Annotated in this window: 14 protein-coding genes; 12 read left to right on the top strand and 2 right to left on the bottom strand. The window is 65.4% G+C overall.

The features are described from left to right. Positions 1-208: hypothetical protein (locus ACRDTL_RS14885; protein ID WP_431507472.1), on the bottom strand; the 208-nt coding region annotated here is incomplete at its 3' end. Between the two features lie 632 nt (positions 209-840). Between ACRDTL_RS14885 and ACRDTL_RS14880 the strand changes: the two genes are divergently transcribed. The 8 genes from ACRDTL_RS14880 to ACRDTL_RS14845 all read left to right on the top strand — a co-directional run bounded on the left by ACRDTL_RS14880 (position 841) and on the right by ACRDTL_RS14845 (position 12,574). After that, entirely contained in the window at positions 841-2,649 is a 1,809-nt protein-coding gene (locus ACRDTL_RS14880; RefSeq protein WP_431507471.1) for a molybdopterin-dependent oxidoreductase, read from the top strand. Between the two features lie 93 nt (positions 2,650-2,742). Next, entirely contained in the window at positions 2,743-4,812 is a 2,070-nt protein-coding gene (gene tkt / locus ACRDTL_RS14875) for a transketolase (RefSeq protein WP_431507470.1), read from the top strand. Then, a complete protein-coding gene (gene tal / locus ACRDTL_RS14870; protein ID WP_431507469.1) occupies positions 4,812-5,885 on the top strand; it encodes a transaldolase in 1,074 nt (357 codons plus the stop codon). Before tkt (ACRDTL_RS14875) ends, tal begins: the two co-directional genes overlap by 1 nt. Positions 5,886-5,917: 32 nt before the next feature. Then, positions 5,918-7,546 (top strand): glucose-6-phosphate isomerase, encoded by a 1,629-nt coding sequence (pgi, locus tag ACRDTL_RS14865; protein ID WP_431507468.1) that lies wholly within the window; start codon positions 5,918-5,920, stop codon positions 7,544-7,546. A gap of 11 nt (positions 7,547-7,557) precedes the next feature. Continuing rightward, positions 7,558-8,235, top strand: coding sequence for a ribose-5-phosphate isomerase RpiA (gene rpiA / locus ACRDTL_RS14860; RefSeq protein WP_431507473.1), 678 nt, complete (start codon positions 7,558-7,560; stop codon positions 8,233-8,235). 56 nt (positions 8,236-8,291) lie between these two features. Further along, the gene (locus tag ACRDTL_RS14855) at positions 8,292-9,350 is read left to right on the top strand and encodes a glucose 1-dehydrogenase (protein WP_431507467.1); all 1,059 of its coding nucleotides are present in this window, start codon (positions 8,292-8,294) and stop codon (positions 9,348-9,350) included. Then, positions 9,350-11,158 (top strand): glycoside hydrolase family 15 protein, encoded by a 1,809-nt coding sequence (locus tag ACRDTL_RS14850; RefSeq protein WP_431507466.1) that lies wholly within the window; start codon positions 9,350-9,352, stop codon positions 11,156-11,158. The genes ACRDTL_RS14855 and ACRDTL_RS14850 overlap by 1 nt, the downstream gene beginning before the upstream one ends. Before the next feature lie 24 nt (positions 11,159-11,182). Then, the gene (locus ACRDTL_RS14845) at positions 11,183-12,574 is read left to right on the top strand and encodes an NAD(P)/FAD-dependent oxidoreductase (protein WP_431507465.1); all 1,392 of its coding nucleotides are present in this window, start codon (positions 11,183-11,185) and stop codon (positions 12,572-12,574) included. An 84-nt stretch (positions 12,575-12,658) separates the two neighbouring features. Here ACRDTL_RS14845 and ACRDTL_RS14840 read toward each other — a convergent pair whose 3' ends face one another. Beyond that, positions 12,659-13,270: a TetR/AcrR family transcriptional regulator gene (locus tag ACRDTL_RS14840; protein WP_431507464.1), complete on the bottom strand. Its 612-nt coding sequence runs from the start codon at positions 13,268-13,270 to the stop codon at positions 12,659-12,661. A 138-nt stretch (positions 13,271-13,408) separates the two neighbouring features. Here ACRDTL_RS14840 and ACRDTL_RS14835 point away from each other — a divergent pair, with 138 nt between their 5' ends. From ACRDTL_RS14835 to tkt (ACRDTL_RS14820), 4 genes are all read left to right on the top strand, one after another. Next, positions 13,409-13,846 (top strand): anti-sigma factor antagonist, encoded by a 438-nt coding sequence (locus tag ACRDTL_RS14835; protein ID WP_431507463.1) that lies wholly within the window; start codon positions 13,409-13,411, stop codon positions 13,844-13,846. Further along, positions 13,843-14,679 carry a PP2C family protein-serine/threonine phosphatase gene (locus ACRDTL_RS14830; RefSeq protein ID WP_431507462.1) on the top strand — a complete coding sequence of 279 codons (837 nt, stop codon included), beginning with the start codon at positions 13,843-13,845 and terminating at the stop codon, positions 14,677-14,679. The genes ACRDTL_RS14835 and ACRDTL_RS14830 overlap by 4 nt, the downstream gene beginning before the upstream one ends. 38 nt (positions 14,680-14,717) lie before the next feature. Continuing rightward, positions 14,718-15,599: a LysR family transcriptional regulator gene (locus ACRDTL_RS14825; protein WP_431507461.1), complete on the top strand. Its 882-nt coding sequence runs from the start codon at positions 14,718-14,720 to the stop codon at positions 15,597-15,599. 129 nt (positions 15,600-15,728) lie between these two features. Beyond that, the gene (gene tkt / locus ACRDTL_RS14820) at positions 15,729-17,864 is read left to right on the top strand and encodes a transketolase (protein WP_431507460.1); all 2,136 of its coding nucleotides are present in this window, start codon (positions 15,729-15,731) and stop codon (positions 17,862-17,864) included. Positions 17,865-17,892: the final 28 nt, after the last annotated feature.

Genomic DNA, 17,892 nt, shown 5'->3' with positions numbered 1-17,892 from the left:
GCCTCGGCTTGGCGATCAAGCGACGGCCGGCAGGACCCCGCAACGGACAGAGGACCGCTGCGGGCACACCACCGGCCAGGCTTGCTCGCCAGACGAGCACCACACACGGCAGGCACGGCAGTTCCGGCCCACCGACACGCCCACCACGAGACGTGCCGGTCCACCGGAAAACACCCGCCGCCAGCGGCCAAGACCGTTCGGGCCGCACAGGACTCACTCCTGCTCAGTAATTAGGAACGGTTGAATGACACCACCCCCGAACGCTGATCCGGCCCACGAGTATTTGCCCGGGGCAAAGACCCTGTCGACGATTGTGCCCCTCATCGCGACGTGGGTGAATCGATTCCATTGATTGCGCGCATCGGAAATACCCCTCAAAAGGGTCGATGCGTTGGTGGAAGCGGCGACAGCCGCACGCTAGGGTCGAATCAAACCCAACAAGAACACCTAAGCTCCTTTCCGAGCCGGCCATCGAAACATCCTGTGTTCCCGGCATTTTGATACAAGCGAATAATGCACTCGATCCCGCGCTCAATCCTGGGTCGATGGTCGTATCGGGATGAGCCATTCCGGTTGCCATGGCGGTTGCAACAGGGACTAACCGGCCAGTGCACGCCTGCTCGACAACCCTCGAAGGAACCACCTGTGAGCCTCATTTCGCTGGACCATGCCGCGACGATCGCCAACACAGGATCGAGCACTGTTGCGGCATTACGTAAAACCCGCGGGACCCGGTTCTCGCGCGCGAAATGACGACCCACGAAAGATAGACGAACTGCGATTGACGGACCTGTGGTCGGGGTACCTCCGGTGTGTTAGTGAACAAGATGAGAATGCAGGATGCTTGACAAGCCCCAACCCGATACCAGCCTGGCGTCTCCGGGCACACTTGAATCATTGCTTGACCAGGGCGGGCGCCGGCATGTGCTCGGCCGCCACATCAACCTTGCCGATTGGGCCGGCGGGATACCGCAAGAGAAGGCGCGGGTGCCGGACGTTCGGATCGGCCAACGCCGGGTCAGCACGTTGTGGTTGCTGCCGATCGGTATCGCCGGACTCCTCGTACTCGTCGCGCTCGCACAGCAGCTGCGGCGCTACGGCTGGGTGCAGAGCTTTATCGAGACCTATCCGGGCACCTCGACGACGTACGCGCCGGCAGTGACCGGAGGTTTTCCGGCGTGGACCCGTTGGCAGCACCTGTTCAACATCGTCTTCATGATGTTCCTGATGCGCGCCGGCATCCAGATCCTCGCCGACCACCCCCGCCTGTACCTGAACTCGGGCTGCCGGCCGGGAACCGAGTGGTTCAAGATGCGTGACCCGATCCCGGCAGACCGCATGGACCAAAACGACGCCGCACGGGTGTGGACGGCGAAGGATGATTCGGTTGCGCTGCCGAAGTGGTTGGGGATACCTGGCTTTCGGCACTCGATTGGGCTCGCGCGGTGGTGGCATTTCAGCTTCGACCTGTTGTGGTTGGTCAACGGCCTGGTGTTCTATGTGCTGATTTTCAGTACCGGGGAGTGGCGCCGGCTCGTGCCGCGATCCTGGGATGTGTTCCCCAACGCGCTGTCCACCGGCATCCAATACGCCTCGCTGGACTTTCCGGCGAACGAGGGCTTCACGAACTACAACGGGATGCAGATCATTGCCTACTTCACCACGGTGTTGGTTGCCGCCCCACTGGCGTTCGTCACCGGCCTGTTGCAGGCGCCGGCGATCGCGGCGCGGTTCGGTTTCGGACGCGGCGTGTTCAACCGGCAGGTTGCCCGCACCGTCCACTTTGCGGTCCTGCTGTGGATGGTCTTTTTCATCGCCGTCCACACGGTGATGGTGTTCATCACCGGGTTCGTGGCGAATCTGAACCACATCGTCTTGGGCACGAACACCCAATCGTATTGGGTGCTGGCGGTCTACATCGCGGCGATGGCCGTCATCGTCGTCTTGTGGTTGATCGCGTCCCCGATCACCATCCGTTATCCCGGCGCGGTTCAAGTCGTCGGCCGCTGGATGGTGGGATGGGTCAAGATGTTCATGGAATGGGCGGAGCCGAAGGCCACGTATTCCGAAAAAGACATCTCGCCGTACTTCTGGCCGAACGGCCGCGTCCCCAACTCCGGGCGTTACCACCGCTTAGAGGAGGCCAATTGGAAGGGATGGTCGCTGCGCATCGAAGGCCTGGTGGAAAATCCGGTCACCCTTTCGTACGACGACATTCGGGCGCTGCCCAAACACGAGCAAATCACCCAGCATTACTGCATCCAGGGCTGGTCGGGAGTGGCCAAATGGGGTGGAGTTCCGATGTCGGAGATCCTCGATCTGGTCCGTCCGCTGCCGTCGGCGCACTGGGTGGTGTTCTACTCCATGGCCGACGCGAGCGCGGATGCGACGGAAGGACGCTACTACGACTGCCACAAAATCGAGCACATGCGCGCACCGACGTGTCTGTTGGCATACGAGATGAACGGTCAACCGCTCAATGTGACCCATGGTGCACCGCTGCGGCTACGAAATGAACGTGAGATCGGCTTCAAACAAGTCAAATGGATCGAGGGAATCGAATTCGTGGAAAGCTTCGCCCACCTCGGCGGTGGGCAAGGCGGCGCCCACGAGGATTTCGAGTTCTTCGGCTACCGCATGCCGATCTAATCGAAAGAATCAACAGAAAGGGCAACGCATGCAGTTGGATTCGTCGGCTGATGCCTGTTTCGTCCCTACCGATCCGCCAGTAATGGAGCTGAAGTGACCACGACCACACTCGACACGGACACCCTCGCGATCAACACAATCCGGGCGCTGTGCATGGACGCGATCCAGCGCGCGAACTCGGGCCACCCGGGAACACCGATGGACATCGCCCCGGTCGCCTACACGCTGTGGCAGCGTTTCCTGCGCTTCGACCCCGCCGACCCGATCTGGCCCAACCGGGACCGGTTCGTGCTCTCGGAGGGCCACGCATCCGCCCTGTTGTGGTCGTTGCTTCACCTGAGTGGTGTCCAGGCCGTGGATCCTGACTACGAGATACTCGGCCGGCCCTCGGTGACCCTCGACGACCTCAAGACCTTTCGACAGCTCGATTCCCGTTGCCCGGGCCATCCCGAGTACCGCTGGACGTCCGGCGTGGAGACGACCACCGGGCCGTTGGGCCAAGGGATTGCCACGTCGGTCGGCATGGCGATCGCCGGACGCTGGCTGGCCGGGTGCTACAACCGTGACGAAATGACGTTGTTCGACTTCGACGTCTACGCCCTGGCCGGGGACGGCTGCATGATGGAGGGCGTCTCCGCCGAAGCCGCCTCGCTGGCGGGGCACCTGGGGCTGGCAAACCTGTGCTGGATCTACGACTCCAACCGGGTGACGATCGAGGGCCACACCGACATCGCGTTCACCGAGGACGTGGCGGCGCGCTTCGTCGGCTACGGCTGGAACGTGACCTCGGTCGCCGACGCCAACGACACCGACTCGATCGAACGGGCGCTGCACACGTTCAAGACCGAGGGAGCGCGGCCGACGCTGATCGTGGTGCACAGCCACATCGGGTACGGCTCGCCGGTCGAGGACACGCCAAAGGCGCACGGCTCCCCGTTCGGGGACGAGGGTGTCCGGGCGACGAAGCGCTTCTTCGGGCTGCCCGAAGACGAAGACTTCTACGTTCCCGACGGTGTCTACGACAGCTTCGCCGCGGGAATCGGCGCACGCGGCCGGGCGGCCCGCGAGGCCTGGGAGGCCACATTCGATCACTACCGCACGGCGTTTCCCGACCTGGCCGACGAGGTCGAGCGCATCGGCCGGCGTGACCTGCCCGACGGGTGGGAGCAGGCGCTGCCCACCTTCGCCCCCGACGCCAAGGGGATCGCCAGCCGTGAGTCGTCCGGGCAGGTGCTCAACGCGGTCGCCCAGGCCGTGCCATGGCTGGTCGGCGGTTCGGCGGACCTGTCCCCGTCCACCAAGACCAGGCTCACATTCGACGGCGCGGGTGACTTCCAGGCCGGGCAGCGCGGCCGGAACCTGCACTTCGGGGTTCGCGAGCACGCTGCCGCGGCGGTCGCCAACGGCATGGCGCTCACCAAGCTGCGCCCGTACTGGTCGGGTTTTTTGATCTTCTCCGACTACGCCCGCGGGGCGATCCGGCTCTCGGCGTTGATGGACATCCCGGTCCTGCACATTCTGACCCACGACTCCATCGGGGTCGGCGAAGACGGGCCCACCCACCAGCCGGTGGAGCAGCTGATCTCGCTGCGGGCCGTACCGGGCCTGCTGGTGTTCCGTCCGGCCGACGCCAACGAAGTCGTCGAGACCTGGCGCATCGTGACCGCGCTGCGGCAGGAGCCCGCCGCGCTGGTCCTGTCCCGCCAGGCGCTGCCGACACTCGACCGCAGCACGTTCGCGCCCGCGGCCGGAGTGGCCCAGGGCGCCTACGTGCTGGCCGAGGCCGACAGCGGCACACCGGACGTCATCCTGCTGGCAACCGGTTCGGAGGTGCACCTGGCGCTGGCCGCCCGCGACGAGTTGCAGGCCGACGGAGTCGGCACACGCGTGGTGAGCATGCCCTGCTGGGAGCTCTTCGACCGGCAACCCCAGGAGTACCGCGACGAGGTGCTCCCGCCATCGGTGCGGGCCCGCGTCGCGGTGGAACAGGCGTCGACCCTGGGCTGGGACCGCTACGTCGGTGACGGCGGCGCGGTGATCGGCATGCACACCTTCGGGGCGTCGGCGCCGCTGAAACAACTGGTCGACAAGTTCGGCTTCACCCCGGACAGGGTCGCCGAACGCGCGCGCGATTGCCTGGCCGGTCTACGAAAGGAGAAATAATGAAAGCCACCCAGACCCTGCACGAGCGGGGACAGAGCCTTTGGCTCGACAACATCACCCGCAGCATGCTCGACGACGGCACCATCCAGCACTACATCGACTCCTACTCGGTGACGGGGCTGACCTCCAATCCGTCCATCTACGACAAGGCCATCGGATCGGGCGACTACGACGACGCCATCCGGTCCAAGGCAGGCCAAGGGCTCTCGGCCGAGCAGCTGTTCTTCGATCTGGCCATCGAGGACCTGCGCCGCGCGGCCGACCTCTTCCTGCCCATTCACGAAAGGACCGACGGGGTCGATGGGTGGGTGTCGCTTGAGGTCTCGCCGCTGCTCGCCCACGACACCACACGGACCGTAGAGGCAGCCAAGACCCTGCACCAGCAGGCCGGGCGGCCCAATCTGTTCATCAAGATCCCCGGCACCGTCGAGGGCCTGCCGGCCATCACCGAGGCGATCGCGGCCGGCATCCCGGTGAACGTCACGCTGCTGTTCTCCGCCGACCAGTACCTGGCCGCGGCGGACGCTTACCTGAAAGGCATCGAACGCCGGGTCGCCGACGGCCTCAACCCAGACGTGGGCTCGGTCGCGTCCGTCTTCATGTCGCGCTGGGACAAGGCGGTGGCCAAGCAGGTACCGGCGGATCTGCGCAACAAGCTTGCCCTGGCAGTGGGCCTCGACGTCTATCGCGCATACCGGCAACTGATGGACTCCGAGCGGTTCCAGGCGCTGGAGAACCTCGGGGCCCGCATGCAGCGGCTGCTCTGGGCCAGCACCAGCGCCAAGGACCCCGCGGCGCCCGACACCCTGTACGTGCACGGGCTGGCCGCTCCGTTCACCGTCAACACCATGCCCGACGCCACGCTGGAGGCCTTCTTCGACCACGGTGAGGTGGGAGATCCGTTGCCGGCCGACGGCGGCGACGCCGATGCGCTGCTCACGCGGTTCGCCGAGGCGGGCGTCGACCTGGGTGAGGTCGCAGCCCAGCTGCAGCGCGACGGGGCCACGTCCTTCGTCGATGCCTGGAACGAATTGATGGGCCGGCTCGAGACGCAGACATCCGCGGTGGCCTGACCAGCCAACCACGCCAAGAAAGGAGACAAATCGTGTCGATTCCGCCGTTGTGCGAACGCCCGGCCTTCGAGGCCCTTGCCCAGCACTATTCGAAGATGGAGGGCCGTCATCTGCGAGAACTCTTCGCCGAGGACGCGACTCGCGGCGAGCGATTCTGCGCGGAGGCCGCCGGGATCTATCTCGACTACTCGAAAAACCGGATCACGGAAGAAACCCTGAGCCTACTGCTACAGCTGGCCAAGGAGTCAGAGCTCGAGCGGCGCCGCGACATGATGTTCGCCGGGGAGCGGATCAACGTGTCGGAGGACCGCTCGGTGCTGCACGTGGCGTTGCGGATGCCGAAAGGCACATCGCTGATGGTCGACGGCGTGGGCGACGTTGTCACCAAGGTGCACCACGTCCTCGATCGGATGGCCGATTTCGCCACCAAGATCCGTTCGGGTGCCTGGAAAGGGCAGACCGGCAAGCCGATCCGCAACATCGTCAATATCGGCATCGGCGGATCCGACCTGGGGCCGGTGATGGCCTACGAGGCGCTGCGCCACTACACCGACCGCAATCTGACGTTCCGCTTCGTCTCGAATGTCGACTCGACCGACTTCGTGGAGGCGACCAGAGCCCTGGCGGCCGAGGAAACGCTGTTCATCGTGTCGTCGAAGACGTTCGGCACCCTCGAGACGCTGACCAACGCCACCTCGGCACGCGACTGGGTGGTCGGTCAGCTCGGCGACGCCGCGGTTGCAAAGCATTTCGTGGCCGTCTCGACCAACGCCGAACGGGTAGCCGAATTCGGCATCGATACCGCGAACATGTTCGGCTTCTGGGATTGGGTCGGCGGACGCTACTCCATGGACTCGGCCATCGGCTTGTCGACGATGGTGGCCCTGGGCCCGGAGGGCTTCGGCGAGCTGCTGGCCGGCTTTCACGCGATGGATGAGCACTTCCGCACCGCCCCGCCGGAACAGAACCTCCCGATGCTGATGGGTCTGCTCGCGGTGTGGTACGTGAATTTCTTTGGCGCCCAGTCGATCGGCGTGATGCCGTATGACCAATACCTCAAGCGTTTCCCCGCCTACCTGCAGCAGCTGACCATGGAGTCCAACGGCAAGCATGTCACCGTCGACGGCACGGTCGTGGACTACCAGACCGGCCCGGTGTATTGGGGTGAGCCGGGCACCAACGGCCAGCACAGCTTCTACCAGCTGATCCACCAGGGAACGGCACTGATACCGGTCGACCTCATCGGTTTCGGCAAGAGCCTCAACCCGCTGGGCGACCATCACGACATCCTGTCGTCGAACGTATTCGCCCAAGCCCAGGCGCTTGCCTTCGGCAAAAGCGAGCAGGAGGTCCGGGAGGAAGGGACCCCCGACGCGGTGGTGCCGCACCGGGTCATGCAGGGCAACCGCCCCACGAACGTCCTTTTGGCGGAGAAGCTGACCCCCTACGTCCTGGGCGCATTGGTCGCGCTGTATGAACACAGCGTGTTTACCCAGGGGACGATCTGGGGTATCGACTCCTTCGACCAATGGGGCGTCGAGCTGGGCAAGGTGATGGCGAAGGCGATCATCCCCGAGCTGGAGAGCACAGGCGAGCCTGAGCTCGGCCACGACTCGTCGACCAACGCGCTCATTCGGCACTATCGGGCACTGAAGGGCTAAGGAGGCAAACCATTTCGACTGCCACGCCCATAGGCATCGAGCAAGAGAAGCAGTTCGCCGCGGAGGCGGCAGCAGATCTGGTCGAAGACGGCATGACGGTGGGGCTTGGCACCGGCTCGACGGTGGCGTTCCTGCTCCCGGCGCTGGCACGCCGAGCGCTCGACATTCGTTGTGCCGCAACGTCGCCGCGCACCGAGCAGGCTGCCCGCGAGCTGGGCCTGAAGGTGGAAGCACTGGCCGACATCGAATATTTCGATGTGACCATTGATGGCGCGGATCAGGTCGCCCCGGACGGTTGGCTCGTGAAGGGCGGCGGCGCCGCGCACACCCGCGAGAAAATCGTCGCCGCGGCGGCGGATCGCTTCGTCGTCATCGCCGACTCGTCGAAGCTCGTCGACGCCCTGCACGGTCCCATCCCGGTTGAGCTACTCCGCTTCGGGCTGCACGCCACCCTTCGCCGGATCGCACCGGTCTCGTTGCGTGATGCTCCGCTGAGCCCGGACGGCGGCGTGATCGCCGACTACCGGGGGCCGGTCACCGACCCGGCAGCGCTGGCCGCCTGGTTGGCCTCGACACCCGGCGTCGTCGAGCACGGCCTGTTCGGCCCCGAGATGGTGACGGCGGTCCTGGTGGGCAACGGAGAGTCGGTGCACCGGGTCGACTTCGAGCGCACTGACCAACCGGGTTGACGCGGACTTAGCAAGGGCGAGAACAAAATACGGGGTCACGATGAGAAGGAGTTGGTATGCGTGCGTTGACTGTGGAGCCCGGTCATAAGGGCTCGTTGAGTGTGGCCGATGTGCCCGACCCCACCCCGGGGGAAGGCGAACTGCTGGTTGACGGTGTGGCGATGGGGGTGTGCGGCACCGACAAAGAGATCGTTTCCGGCGAGTATGGGTGGGCGCCGCCGGGCTCGTCGCGGCTGGTGCTCGGCCACGAATCACTCGGGCGGGTGCGTGAAGCGCCGGCGTCGAGCAACTTCTCTGCCGGTGATCTGGTGGTGGGCGTGGTGCGCCGCCCCGACCCGGAGCCGTGCGGAGCGTGTGCTGTCGGCGAGTTCGACATGTGCCGCAACGGCCGCTACCGCGAGCGCGGCATCAAGGAGCTGAATGGCTACGGCAGCCATGCCTGGTGTGTGGAAGCCGATTACGCGGTGCGGTTGGATCCGTCGCTGGAGCGGGTCGGCATGCTGCTGGAACCCACCACGGTGGTGTCCAAGGCGTGGGAGCAGGTGGAGCGGATCGGTGCCCGTGGCTGGTTCGAGCCGAAACGTGCGTTGGTCACCGGTGCCGGCCCGATCGGGTTGTTGGCGGCGCTGATCGGGGTGCAGCACGGCTTGGACACGCACGTGCTGGACCGGGTGACCGAGGGCCCCAAGCCGGACCTGGTCAAATCGCTGGGCGCGACCTACCACCACGAAGACATCGAGTCGGTGGCCAAGAAGTTGCGGCCCGACGTCGTGATCGAGGGCACGGGGGTAGGAAGCCTGGTGTTCGGCGCATTGATGAACACCGCTACCTACGGGATCACCTGCTTGACCGGAGTGTCGTCGGGCGGACACAAAATTGAGGTGGATGCCGGCCTGGTGAACCGTGACATCGTGTTGGAGAACGACGTGGTCGTCGGCTCGGTCAACGCCAATTTGCGCCACTATCAGCAGGGCGCCGACGTGTTGGCCCGCGCCGACAACGAGTGGCTGGAAGGGCTGATCACCCGGCGGGTCCCACTGGAGAAGGCCGCCGAGGCGTTCCAGCCCGCCGACGGGGACGTGAAGGTGATCATCGAACTGGACGGGCAGAGCTGATGGCGCACATCGAGGACTACGCGGTGCTCGGTGATCTGCATACCGCGGCGCTGGTGGGCCGTGACGGCAGCATCGACTGGCTGTGCCTGCCGCGGTTCGATTCCGGTCCGTGTTTCGCGGCACTGCTGCACGACGAGTCGGCCGGCCACTGGCGACTCGCACCGGCCTGCGGTGGGCCGGCGACCCGACGCTCCTACCGCGACGACACGCTGATCGTGGACACCGAGTGGGATACGCCGGAAGGCTCGGTGCGGGTCACCGATTTCATGCCGCCGCGCGGTGAAGACGCCGACGTGGTGCGGATTGTCGAGGGCCTGTCCGGGCGGGTGCCGATGCGGATGCGCCTGGTGATCAGGTTCGACTACGGAAACGTGGTGCCGTGGATCCGCCGAAGCGACGAAGGTCTGATTGCGATCGCCGGGCCCGACACGTTGTGTCTGAGCACACCGGTTGACGTAGCGGGCGAGCACATGTCCACGGTCGCCGAGTTCGAGGTGGCCGCAGGCGAGAAGGTGCCGTTCGTGCTCACCCACACGTCGTCACACCGCCTTGCGGAAGCCGTGCGGGCACATGCCGACCAGGCATTGCGCGACACCGAGGAGTTCTGGCGCGACTGGATCGGCCGCTGCACCTACCGCGGGCAGTACGAGGCGGCGGTGCGTCGTGCGCTGATCACCCTGAAGGCGCTCACTTACGACCCGACCGGCGGAATCGTCGCGGCGGCGACCACCTCGCTACCCGAAGGGCTTGGCGGCGTGCGCAATTGGGACTACCGGTATTGCTGGCTGCGCGACGCAACCTTCACGTTGCAGGCGTTGTTGGGTACCGGCTACGTCGACGAGGCCAAGGCGTGGCGGGACTGGCTGGTGCGCGCGGTGGCCGGCGACCCGGCCAAGCTGCAGATCATGTACAGCGTCGACGGCACGCGGCGCATTCCGGAGCTGACCCTGGACTGGCTATCCGGCTACGAAAACTCGGCGCCGGTGCGGATCGGCAACGAGGCCGCCGGCCAGTTCCAACTCGATGTGTACGGCGAGGTTCTCGACGGGTTGCATCTGGCCCGTGATACGGGGATGCAGGCAGTGGATGAGGCCTGGGACATTCAGCTGGCGTTGCTCGACTTTCTGGAAGGCAATTGGGATCAGCCGGATTCCAGCCTCTGGGAGGTCCGCGGGGCGCAAAGGCATTTCGTGCATTCCAAGGTGATGGCCTGGGCCGGTGTTGATCGTGCGGTGCACACCGTGGAAGCCCAGGGTCTGAACGGCCCCGTCGATAAGTGGCGCGATCTGCGCGACCGCATCCACGCCGACGTCTGCGAACACGGTTACGACGCGCAACGCCAGACCTTCACCCAGTCCTACGGCTCAGCGGGTCTCGATTCCGCGCTGCTGCTGATGCCCCGGGTCGGCTTTTTGCCATGGACCGATCCGCGCGTCATCGGCACCGTCGACGCCGTTCAGCGCGAGCTGGCCAGCGACGGATTCCTGATGCGCTATGACCCTGCCGCCGACGGCGGCGGCGACGGGCTGCCCGGCACCGAGGGCACATTTCTGGTGTGTACGTTCTGGCTGGCCGACGCCCTGCACGGCATCGGTCGCACCGACGAGGCCCACAAGTTGTTCGAGCGCTTGCTTTCGTTGCGCAACGATGTGGGCTTGCTCAGCGAGGAATACGACACCACCGCGCAGCGGCAGGTGGGCAATACCCCACAGGCGTTCAGCATGGTCGGCTTGGTCAACACCGCTCGCCAGCTCAGCGGATCATCGGTGGCAACCCGCAGCGACGGTCTCAGTCGCGTGACCAGCTGACCGGACTTATCCAGAAGGAGGATCATGAGCCAACCTGCTGTCGGTAAACGTCATCACGTCGTCGTCATCGGGTCGGGCTTCGGCGGCTTGACCGCGGCCAAGGCCCTGAAGCGCGCGGACGTCGATGTCACGCTCATCTCGAAGACGACCAATCATCTGTTCCAGCCGCTGCTCTATCAGGTGGCCACCGGAATCTTGTCCGAAGGCGAGATCGCCCCGCCCATCAGGCTGATCCTGCACAAGCAGAAGAATGCGCGGGTGTTGCTCGGAGAGGTCGAGGCGATCGATCTCCATGCCCAGACGGTGACGTCGAAGCTGATGGACATCCACACTGTGACGCCGTTCGACAGCCTCATCGTCAGCGCCGGCGCCCAGCAGTCCTACTTCGGCAATGACCAGTTCGCCACCTACGCACCCGGCATGAAGACCATCGACCACGCACTGGAACTGCGTGGTCGGATCATCGGTGCGTTCGAGGCCGCCGAGGTCACCACCGACCCCGCGGAGCGGAGACGCCGCCTGACCTTCGTGGTGGTCGGCGCCGGGCCGACCGGAGTCGAATTAGCCGGGCAGATCGCCGAACTCGCCAACCGCACTCTGGCCGGCGCATTCCGGACCATCCGGCCGAGCGATTGCCGGGTGGTCCTGGCCGATGCCGCGCCCGCGGTGTTGCCACCGATGGGCGACAAACTGGGCGCCAAAGCGCAGCGACGGCTGGAGAAGCTCGGCGTCGAGATCCAGCTCAACGCGATGGTGACGGCCGTCGACTACCACGGCATCACCGTCAAGGACAAAGACGGCACGCAGCGGCGCATCGAATGTGCCTGCAAGGTGTGGGCGGCCGGCGTCCAGGCCAGTTCGCTGGGCAAGATCCTCGCCGAGCAGTCCGATGGATCAGAAGTCGACCGCGCCGGGCGGGTCGTTGTGCAGCCCGATCTCACCGTCAAAGGGCACCCGCACGTTTTCGTCGTCGGCGATCTGATGGCGGTACCGGGCGTGCCCGGAATGGCGCAGGGCGCGATCCAGGGCGCGACCTACGCCACGAAATGCATCAAACGCTCGCTCAAGGGCCGCGACGACCCGGCCCGTCGCGGCCCCTTCAAGTACTTCGACAAGGGCAGTATGGCGACGGTGTCCCGCTACAGCGCCGTCGTACATGTCGGCAAGCTCGAGTTCGGTGGCTTCATCGGATGGCTGGCCTGGCTGGTCCTGCACCTGTACTACCTGGTCGGCCACAAAAACCGGTTCACCACAGTGCTCGCCTGGCTGATCTCGTTCGTGGGGCGCAGCCGGGGCCAGATGACCATCACCAGCCAGATGATCTATGCACGTTTGGCGCTGGACCAGGCCCAAACGCAAGATCAGGAGGCCCTGGCCGCGGCCGAACAAGCCGACTATGCCGAACGACGGGCCTAAGAGTTGACCCGTAATGGGTCATGCAGCGCCAATCAGCTTGGGGGCTGGTTGTTTTCGGCTGGTCAATTACCGCTCAACTCCTAGTTAGATCCGGTGTGACACCGCAGGTCGGTGCTGCTCGATGAGCAGGCGCGCCATGTCTCGGCCGCGCTGGGCGGCGGCGTCGTCGCCTTCGGCTGCAGCGATCATGACGCCCTTGATCAGAATGTGAAAGCAACGGGCGAAGTTATCAACGTCGAGGAGCCCCGCCTCGTGGGCGCGGTGGCGCACGATGTCGCGGAAATTCTCCATGTATTCGATGCTGGCCATTCCGGTGGGGTGAGTGGCGCCCATTTCGAGTAGCACCCTGGTGAACGAGCAGCCGTCGTAGTCGTCGCATTGGTGGAACCAGTCGTAGAGGACGTCGAAGATCGCCAGCAGTTGTTCCTCGGGGGTCTTAGCGCGTCGCCGTGACTGTGCCTCGATGAGCTCATAGGTCCACAGTTGTTCGCGGCGGGCCAGCACCGCCAGCACAAGGTCATTTTTGGTCGGGAAGTGCCGATAAAGCGTGGCTTTGGCCACCCCGGCTCCCTCGATCACCTGATCCATGCCCACCGCGCGGACACCGCGGCGGGTAAACAGCGCATAGGCGGTAGCCACGATCCGTTCGCGGGCCGACGGCACGGGCCCAAGCTGCGAGACTCCTGGCAATACCATGTGAAAACCCTACCTACTGTCGCCGAGATATAGACAGACTAGTCTGTCTTGTGGCACGTTGGAAATAGATGTTCAGCCTTCAAGCAGGTAGGGCGGGCAATCCCGTAAAGCACCCCAGCCACATGGAGACAACCCATCATGACGCTTTCCTCCACTGAAGCGTTCGCTTCCCCGGCCGGCACCACTCGCACGGCAAACCTCCAGCTCGATGAGCGCGGCCTGTTGCGCGTCACCACCCGACGCACCCGTTCAGCGGTCATTGTCTCGGTCGCCGGCGAGGTGGACGCCAGCAACGAGCGTGCCTGGGCGCAGCTGTTGAGCGAGACAGCCGCAACGACACCTGCGCCAGGACCGTTCGTCGTCGACCTGCGAGACGTCGACTTCATCGGCTGTAACGCGTTGGCGGTGTTGGCTCGCGAATCCGAGCTGTGCCGGCGGCGCGGTATCAGGCTGTGCCTGGTCTGCCAGCAGTCAATCGTGCCCCGAGCCATCGCCGCTGCCGGGCTGGGGCGGGCGCTGCCGATCTACCAGGCGATCGAGACGGCGCTGTCCCGTGTAGTGAGGAGGATTCGATGACTTTGTCCCATAGCCCGGCACCTGAACACGAACTCGACGCCAGTGGGAGCCCGCCGGCCACCGCTGCCCCCAGCTATGCGGGATACAGCCACATCGGACAGCGATCCAGCAATGACGACCGGTGGGCGGCAGACCCGACCCAGGGCTTGTATGTCGTTGCCGACGGTGTAGGCATCGCCAGCGGCGGCGGGCTGGCCGCCCAACTGGTCACCGAGTTGCTGCCGACCTACCTGCCCCGCCACCTCAGCGGTGCGGATCTCAGCGGCCCCGACGCCGCGCCGCTACTGGGGAATGCGGTCGCGCGACTTTCCGATGATCTGCATGCGCGAGGTGAGACCGAACCTGGGTTGGCTGAAGCCCACACCACCGTGGTGGCCGCGGTCATCACTGCCTCTCGCGCCGTGATCGCCCATCTCGGCGACAGCCGTGCCTACCTGTACCGCGACCACCGGGCGCACCGCCTGACCAGTGATCACAGCCTCGTCGAGAGCCTCATCGGCGCCGGTGAAATCACCCCCGCCGAGGCTGCCGATCACCCGATGCGCTCGATGGTGACCCGACACGTTGGAATGACTCCGCCCGCCTCCCCTGACGTGTGCGGGGTGGACCTACTGCCCGGTGACCGAATGTTGTTGTGCACCGATGGCTTACACGACGTGGTCGATGATTCGTCGCTGGCAGCGGTCTTGGCCACGCATCCCGATCCGACTCAGGCGTGTGCGGCGTTGATTGAGGCCGCCAACCAGGCGGGGAGCCCGAGTAACACCACCGCCGTGGTCGTCGACATTCCCACGGCGGCACCTGAGTTCCAGCGCCTTCAGCGTGCTGTCTAATAGATAGTTCCGATGCCGACGATCGGTAATATCGATTCGTGGAGTTACGCCAGTTGGCGCATTTCGTCGCCGTCGCGGAGGAACGGCACTTCACCCGGGCCGCGGCACGAGTGCACGTCGTGCAGTCGACCCTGTCGGCCTCGATCAGCGCCCTCGAACGCGAGCTCGGCAGTGCGCTGCTGATCCGCAGTAGCCGCCGCGTCGACCTGACCGCTGCGGGCCGTGCGCTGCTACCGGCCGCGCGAAGCGCGTTGGCCGCCGCCGACACCGGCCGCGCCGCCGTCGACGCGGTCCGCGGCGTACTGCGGGGACACTTGGCCATCGGCCTGGTCCAAGCGCTCGGGATCATGGACCTGCCGGCACTGCTCACGCGCTACCACGAGCGGTACCCGGGCATCAGCGTGACGCTGCGACACGACACTATCGACGGCCTGGTTCGGGCCACTGTCGACGGCGACCTCGACCTGGCGTTCGTCAACCGCCCCTACGATGCGCGGCGCGTTAACGAGCTGGTATTGGGAACCGAATTTCTGGTGCTCGGTGTGCACCGCGACGACCCGCTGGCGCAGCGTGAAACCGTCGCGCTCACCGATCTCGCTGCGCGTGAGTTCATCGGAGGCCAAGCCGATTTCGCGATCCGTGCTCGTGTCGACAGCATCTGCGCCGAAGTCGGACTGGACCGGACCATCTGCTGTGAATCCGACAGCCTCAATGACCTGGTGGATCTGGTCGGCAGCGGATTCGGCATCGCATTCCTGCCGCCGGCCATCCTGAAGAACATCGATCGCATTGTCGGCGTCCAAACCACACCCGCGATTTCGTGGGAGTTGACCGTCGTCTCCCCGGCCGAGCGTCCGCCAACACCGGCCGCCGCCGCCTTCCTGGAGATGCTTCCGGCCACCGCCGCTGATCGTCGCTAACAGGGCTGGACAGGTCAGCGGGTCGTTTCCCCGGCAGCGAATCGGGGTACCGGAGTCTCGATCTGCAGCAAACGGCTGTCGCGCACTAGGGTGGGGGCGATCAGCTGTGCCGACCCGAGGATTGACTTCGTGACCACTTTGGAAGATATTTCTGCGCTTACCCAGCCCCGCCACCCGGATGACTGGAGCGAGATCGACTCGACTGCCGTCGACACCATCCGGGTGCTTGCCGCCGATGCGGTCCAGAAGGTCGGCAACGGACATCCGGGCACGGCGATGAGTCTGGCCCCGCTGGCCTACACGCTCTTCCAGCGGGTGATGCGCCACGATCCCAGCGATACCACCTGGATCGGGCGGGACCGGTTCGTGCTGTCCTGCGGACACAGCAGCCTGACCCTGTACATTGAGCTCTTCCTCGGCGGATTCGGCCTCGAGTTGTCCGATATCGAGGCTTACCGCACCTGGGGATCCAAGACGCCCGGACACCCGGAGCATCGGCACACCAGGGGTGTGGAGATCACCACCGGGCCGCTGGGCCAGGGTCTGTCCTCGGCGGTCGGGATGGCAATGGCATCGCGCTTCGAGCGCGGGCTGTTCGACCCGGACGCTGCTCCGGGATCCAGCCCGTTCGACCACTACATCTATGTCATCGCCTCCGACGGCGACATGGAGGAAGGTGTGACGTCCGAGGCCTCGTCGCTGGCGGCGGTGCAGCAACTGGGCAACCTCATCGTGTTCTACGACCACAACAAGATCTCGATCGAGGACGACACCGACATCGCGCTGTGTGAGGACACCGCCGCGCGCTACCGGGCCTACGGGTGGCACGTGCAGGAAATCGAGGGCGGCGAAAACGTCGTCGCGATCGAGGAGGCCATCGCCAACGCCAAGGCGGTCACCGACCGGCCGTCGTTCATCGAGCTGCGCACCATCATCGGCTACCCCGCGCCGAACCTGATGAACACCGGCAAGGCGCATGGAGCGGCGCTCGGCGAGGACGAGGTGGCCGCCATCAAGAAAGTGCTCGGATTCGATCCCGACAAGCACTTCCAGGTCAGCGACGAGGTGCTGGCCCACACCCGCAAGCTGGTCGACCGTGGCAAGCAGGTGCACGAACGCTGGCAGCCCGAGTTCGACGCGTGGGCAAGCCGCGAACCGCAACGCAAGGCGCTGCTGGACCGGTTGGTGGCCCATCGGCTGCCCGACGGCTGGGACGACGACCTGCCGCACTGGGAGCCGGGATCCGACTCGGTCGCCACCCGCAAGGCATCCGGTGCGGTGCTGGCCGCGGTAGGTCCGAAACTGCCCGAGCTGTGGGGTGGTTCGGCCGACCTGGCCGGCAGCAACGACACCACGATCAAAGGCGCCGACTCGTTTGGCCCGCCGTCGATCTCGACGAACGAGTTCACCGCGCACTGGTACGGGCGCACCCTGCACTTCGGTATTCGCGAGCACGCGATGGGCGCGATCTTGTCCGGCATCGTGCTACACGGCCCGACCCGCGCCTACGGCGGCACGTTCCTGCAGTTCTCCGACTACATGCGTGCGGCGGTGCGGTTGGCGTCGCTGATGCAGATCGACACCATCTACGTGTGGACGCACGATTCGGTCGGGTTGGGTGAGGACGGCCCGACCCATCAGCCGATCGAGCACCTGGCGGCGCTGCGCGCCATCCCGCACCTGTCGGTGGTCCGTCCCGCCGATGCCAACGAGACCGCCTACGCATGGCGCACCATCCTGGCACGCGATGCCGGTGGCGGGGATCTGGTCGAGGCGCGCCGCGCGTCCGGCGCGGGCTACGGTCCGGTCGGGCTGATCCTGACCCGTCAAGGTGTCCCGGTGCTCGACGGCACCGACGCCGAAGGCGTTGCCAGGGGCGGCTATGCGTTGGGCGGCACCTCGGAAGGGGGCGAGCCCGACGTCCTGCTGATCGGTACCGGCTCAGAATTGCAGCTGTGTGTCGAGGCTCGAAAGATATTGGCCGACAAGGACATCACCGCACGAGTGGTATCGATGCCGTGCGTCGAGTGGTTCGAGTCCCAGCCCTACGACTACCAGAACAGCGTCCTGCCGCCGGCAGTGTCGGCCCGGGTCGCGGTCGAAGCCGGTGTCGCGCAGTGCTGGCACAAGTGGGTGGGCGACACCGGCCAGATTGTGTCGATCGAACGCTACGGCGAATCCGCGGATTACAAAACCATTTTCCGCGAGTTCGGCTTCACCGCCGAAGCCGTCGCCGCCGCCGCCGAGCGGGCACTGGACAACTGACAATGGCCGAACGAGAGGAAAAGGTTAA

Origin of the sequence: Mycobacterium sp. (assembly GCF_050700595.1) — a bacterium.
Classification (GTDB): domain Bacteria; phylum Actinomycetota; class Actinomycetes; order Mycobacteriales; family Mycobacteriaceae; genus Mycobacterium.
This window is presented reverse-complemented; position numbering and strand designations above follow the sequence as displayed.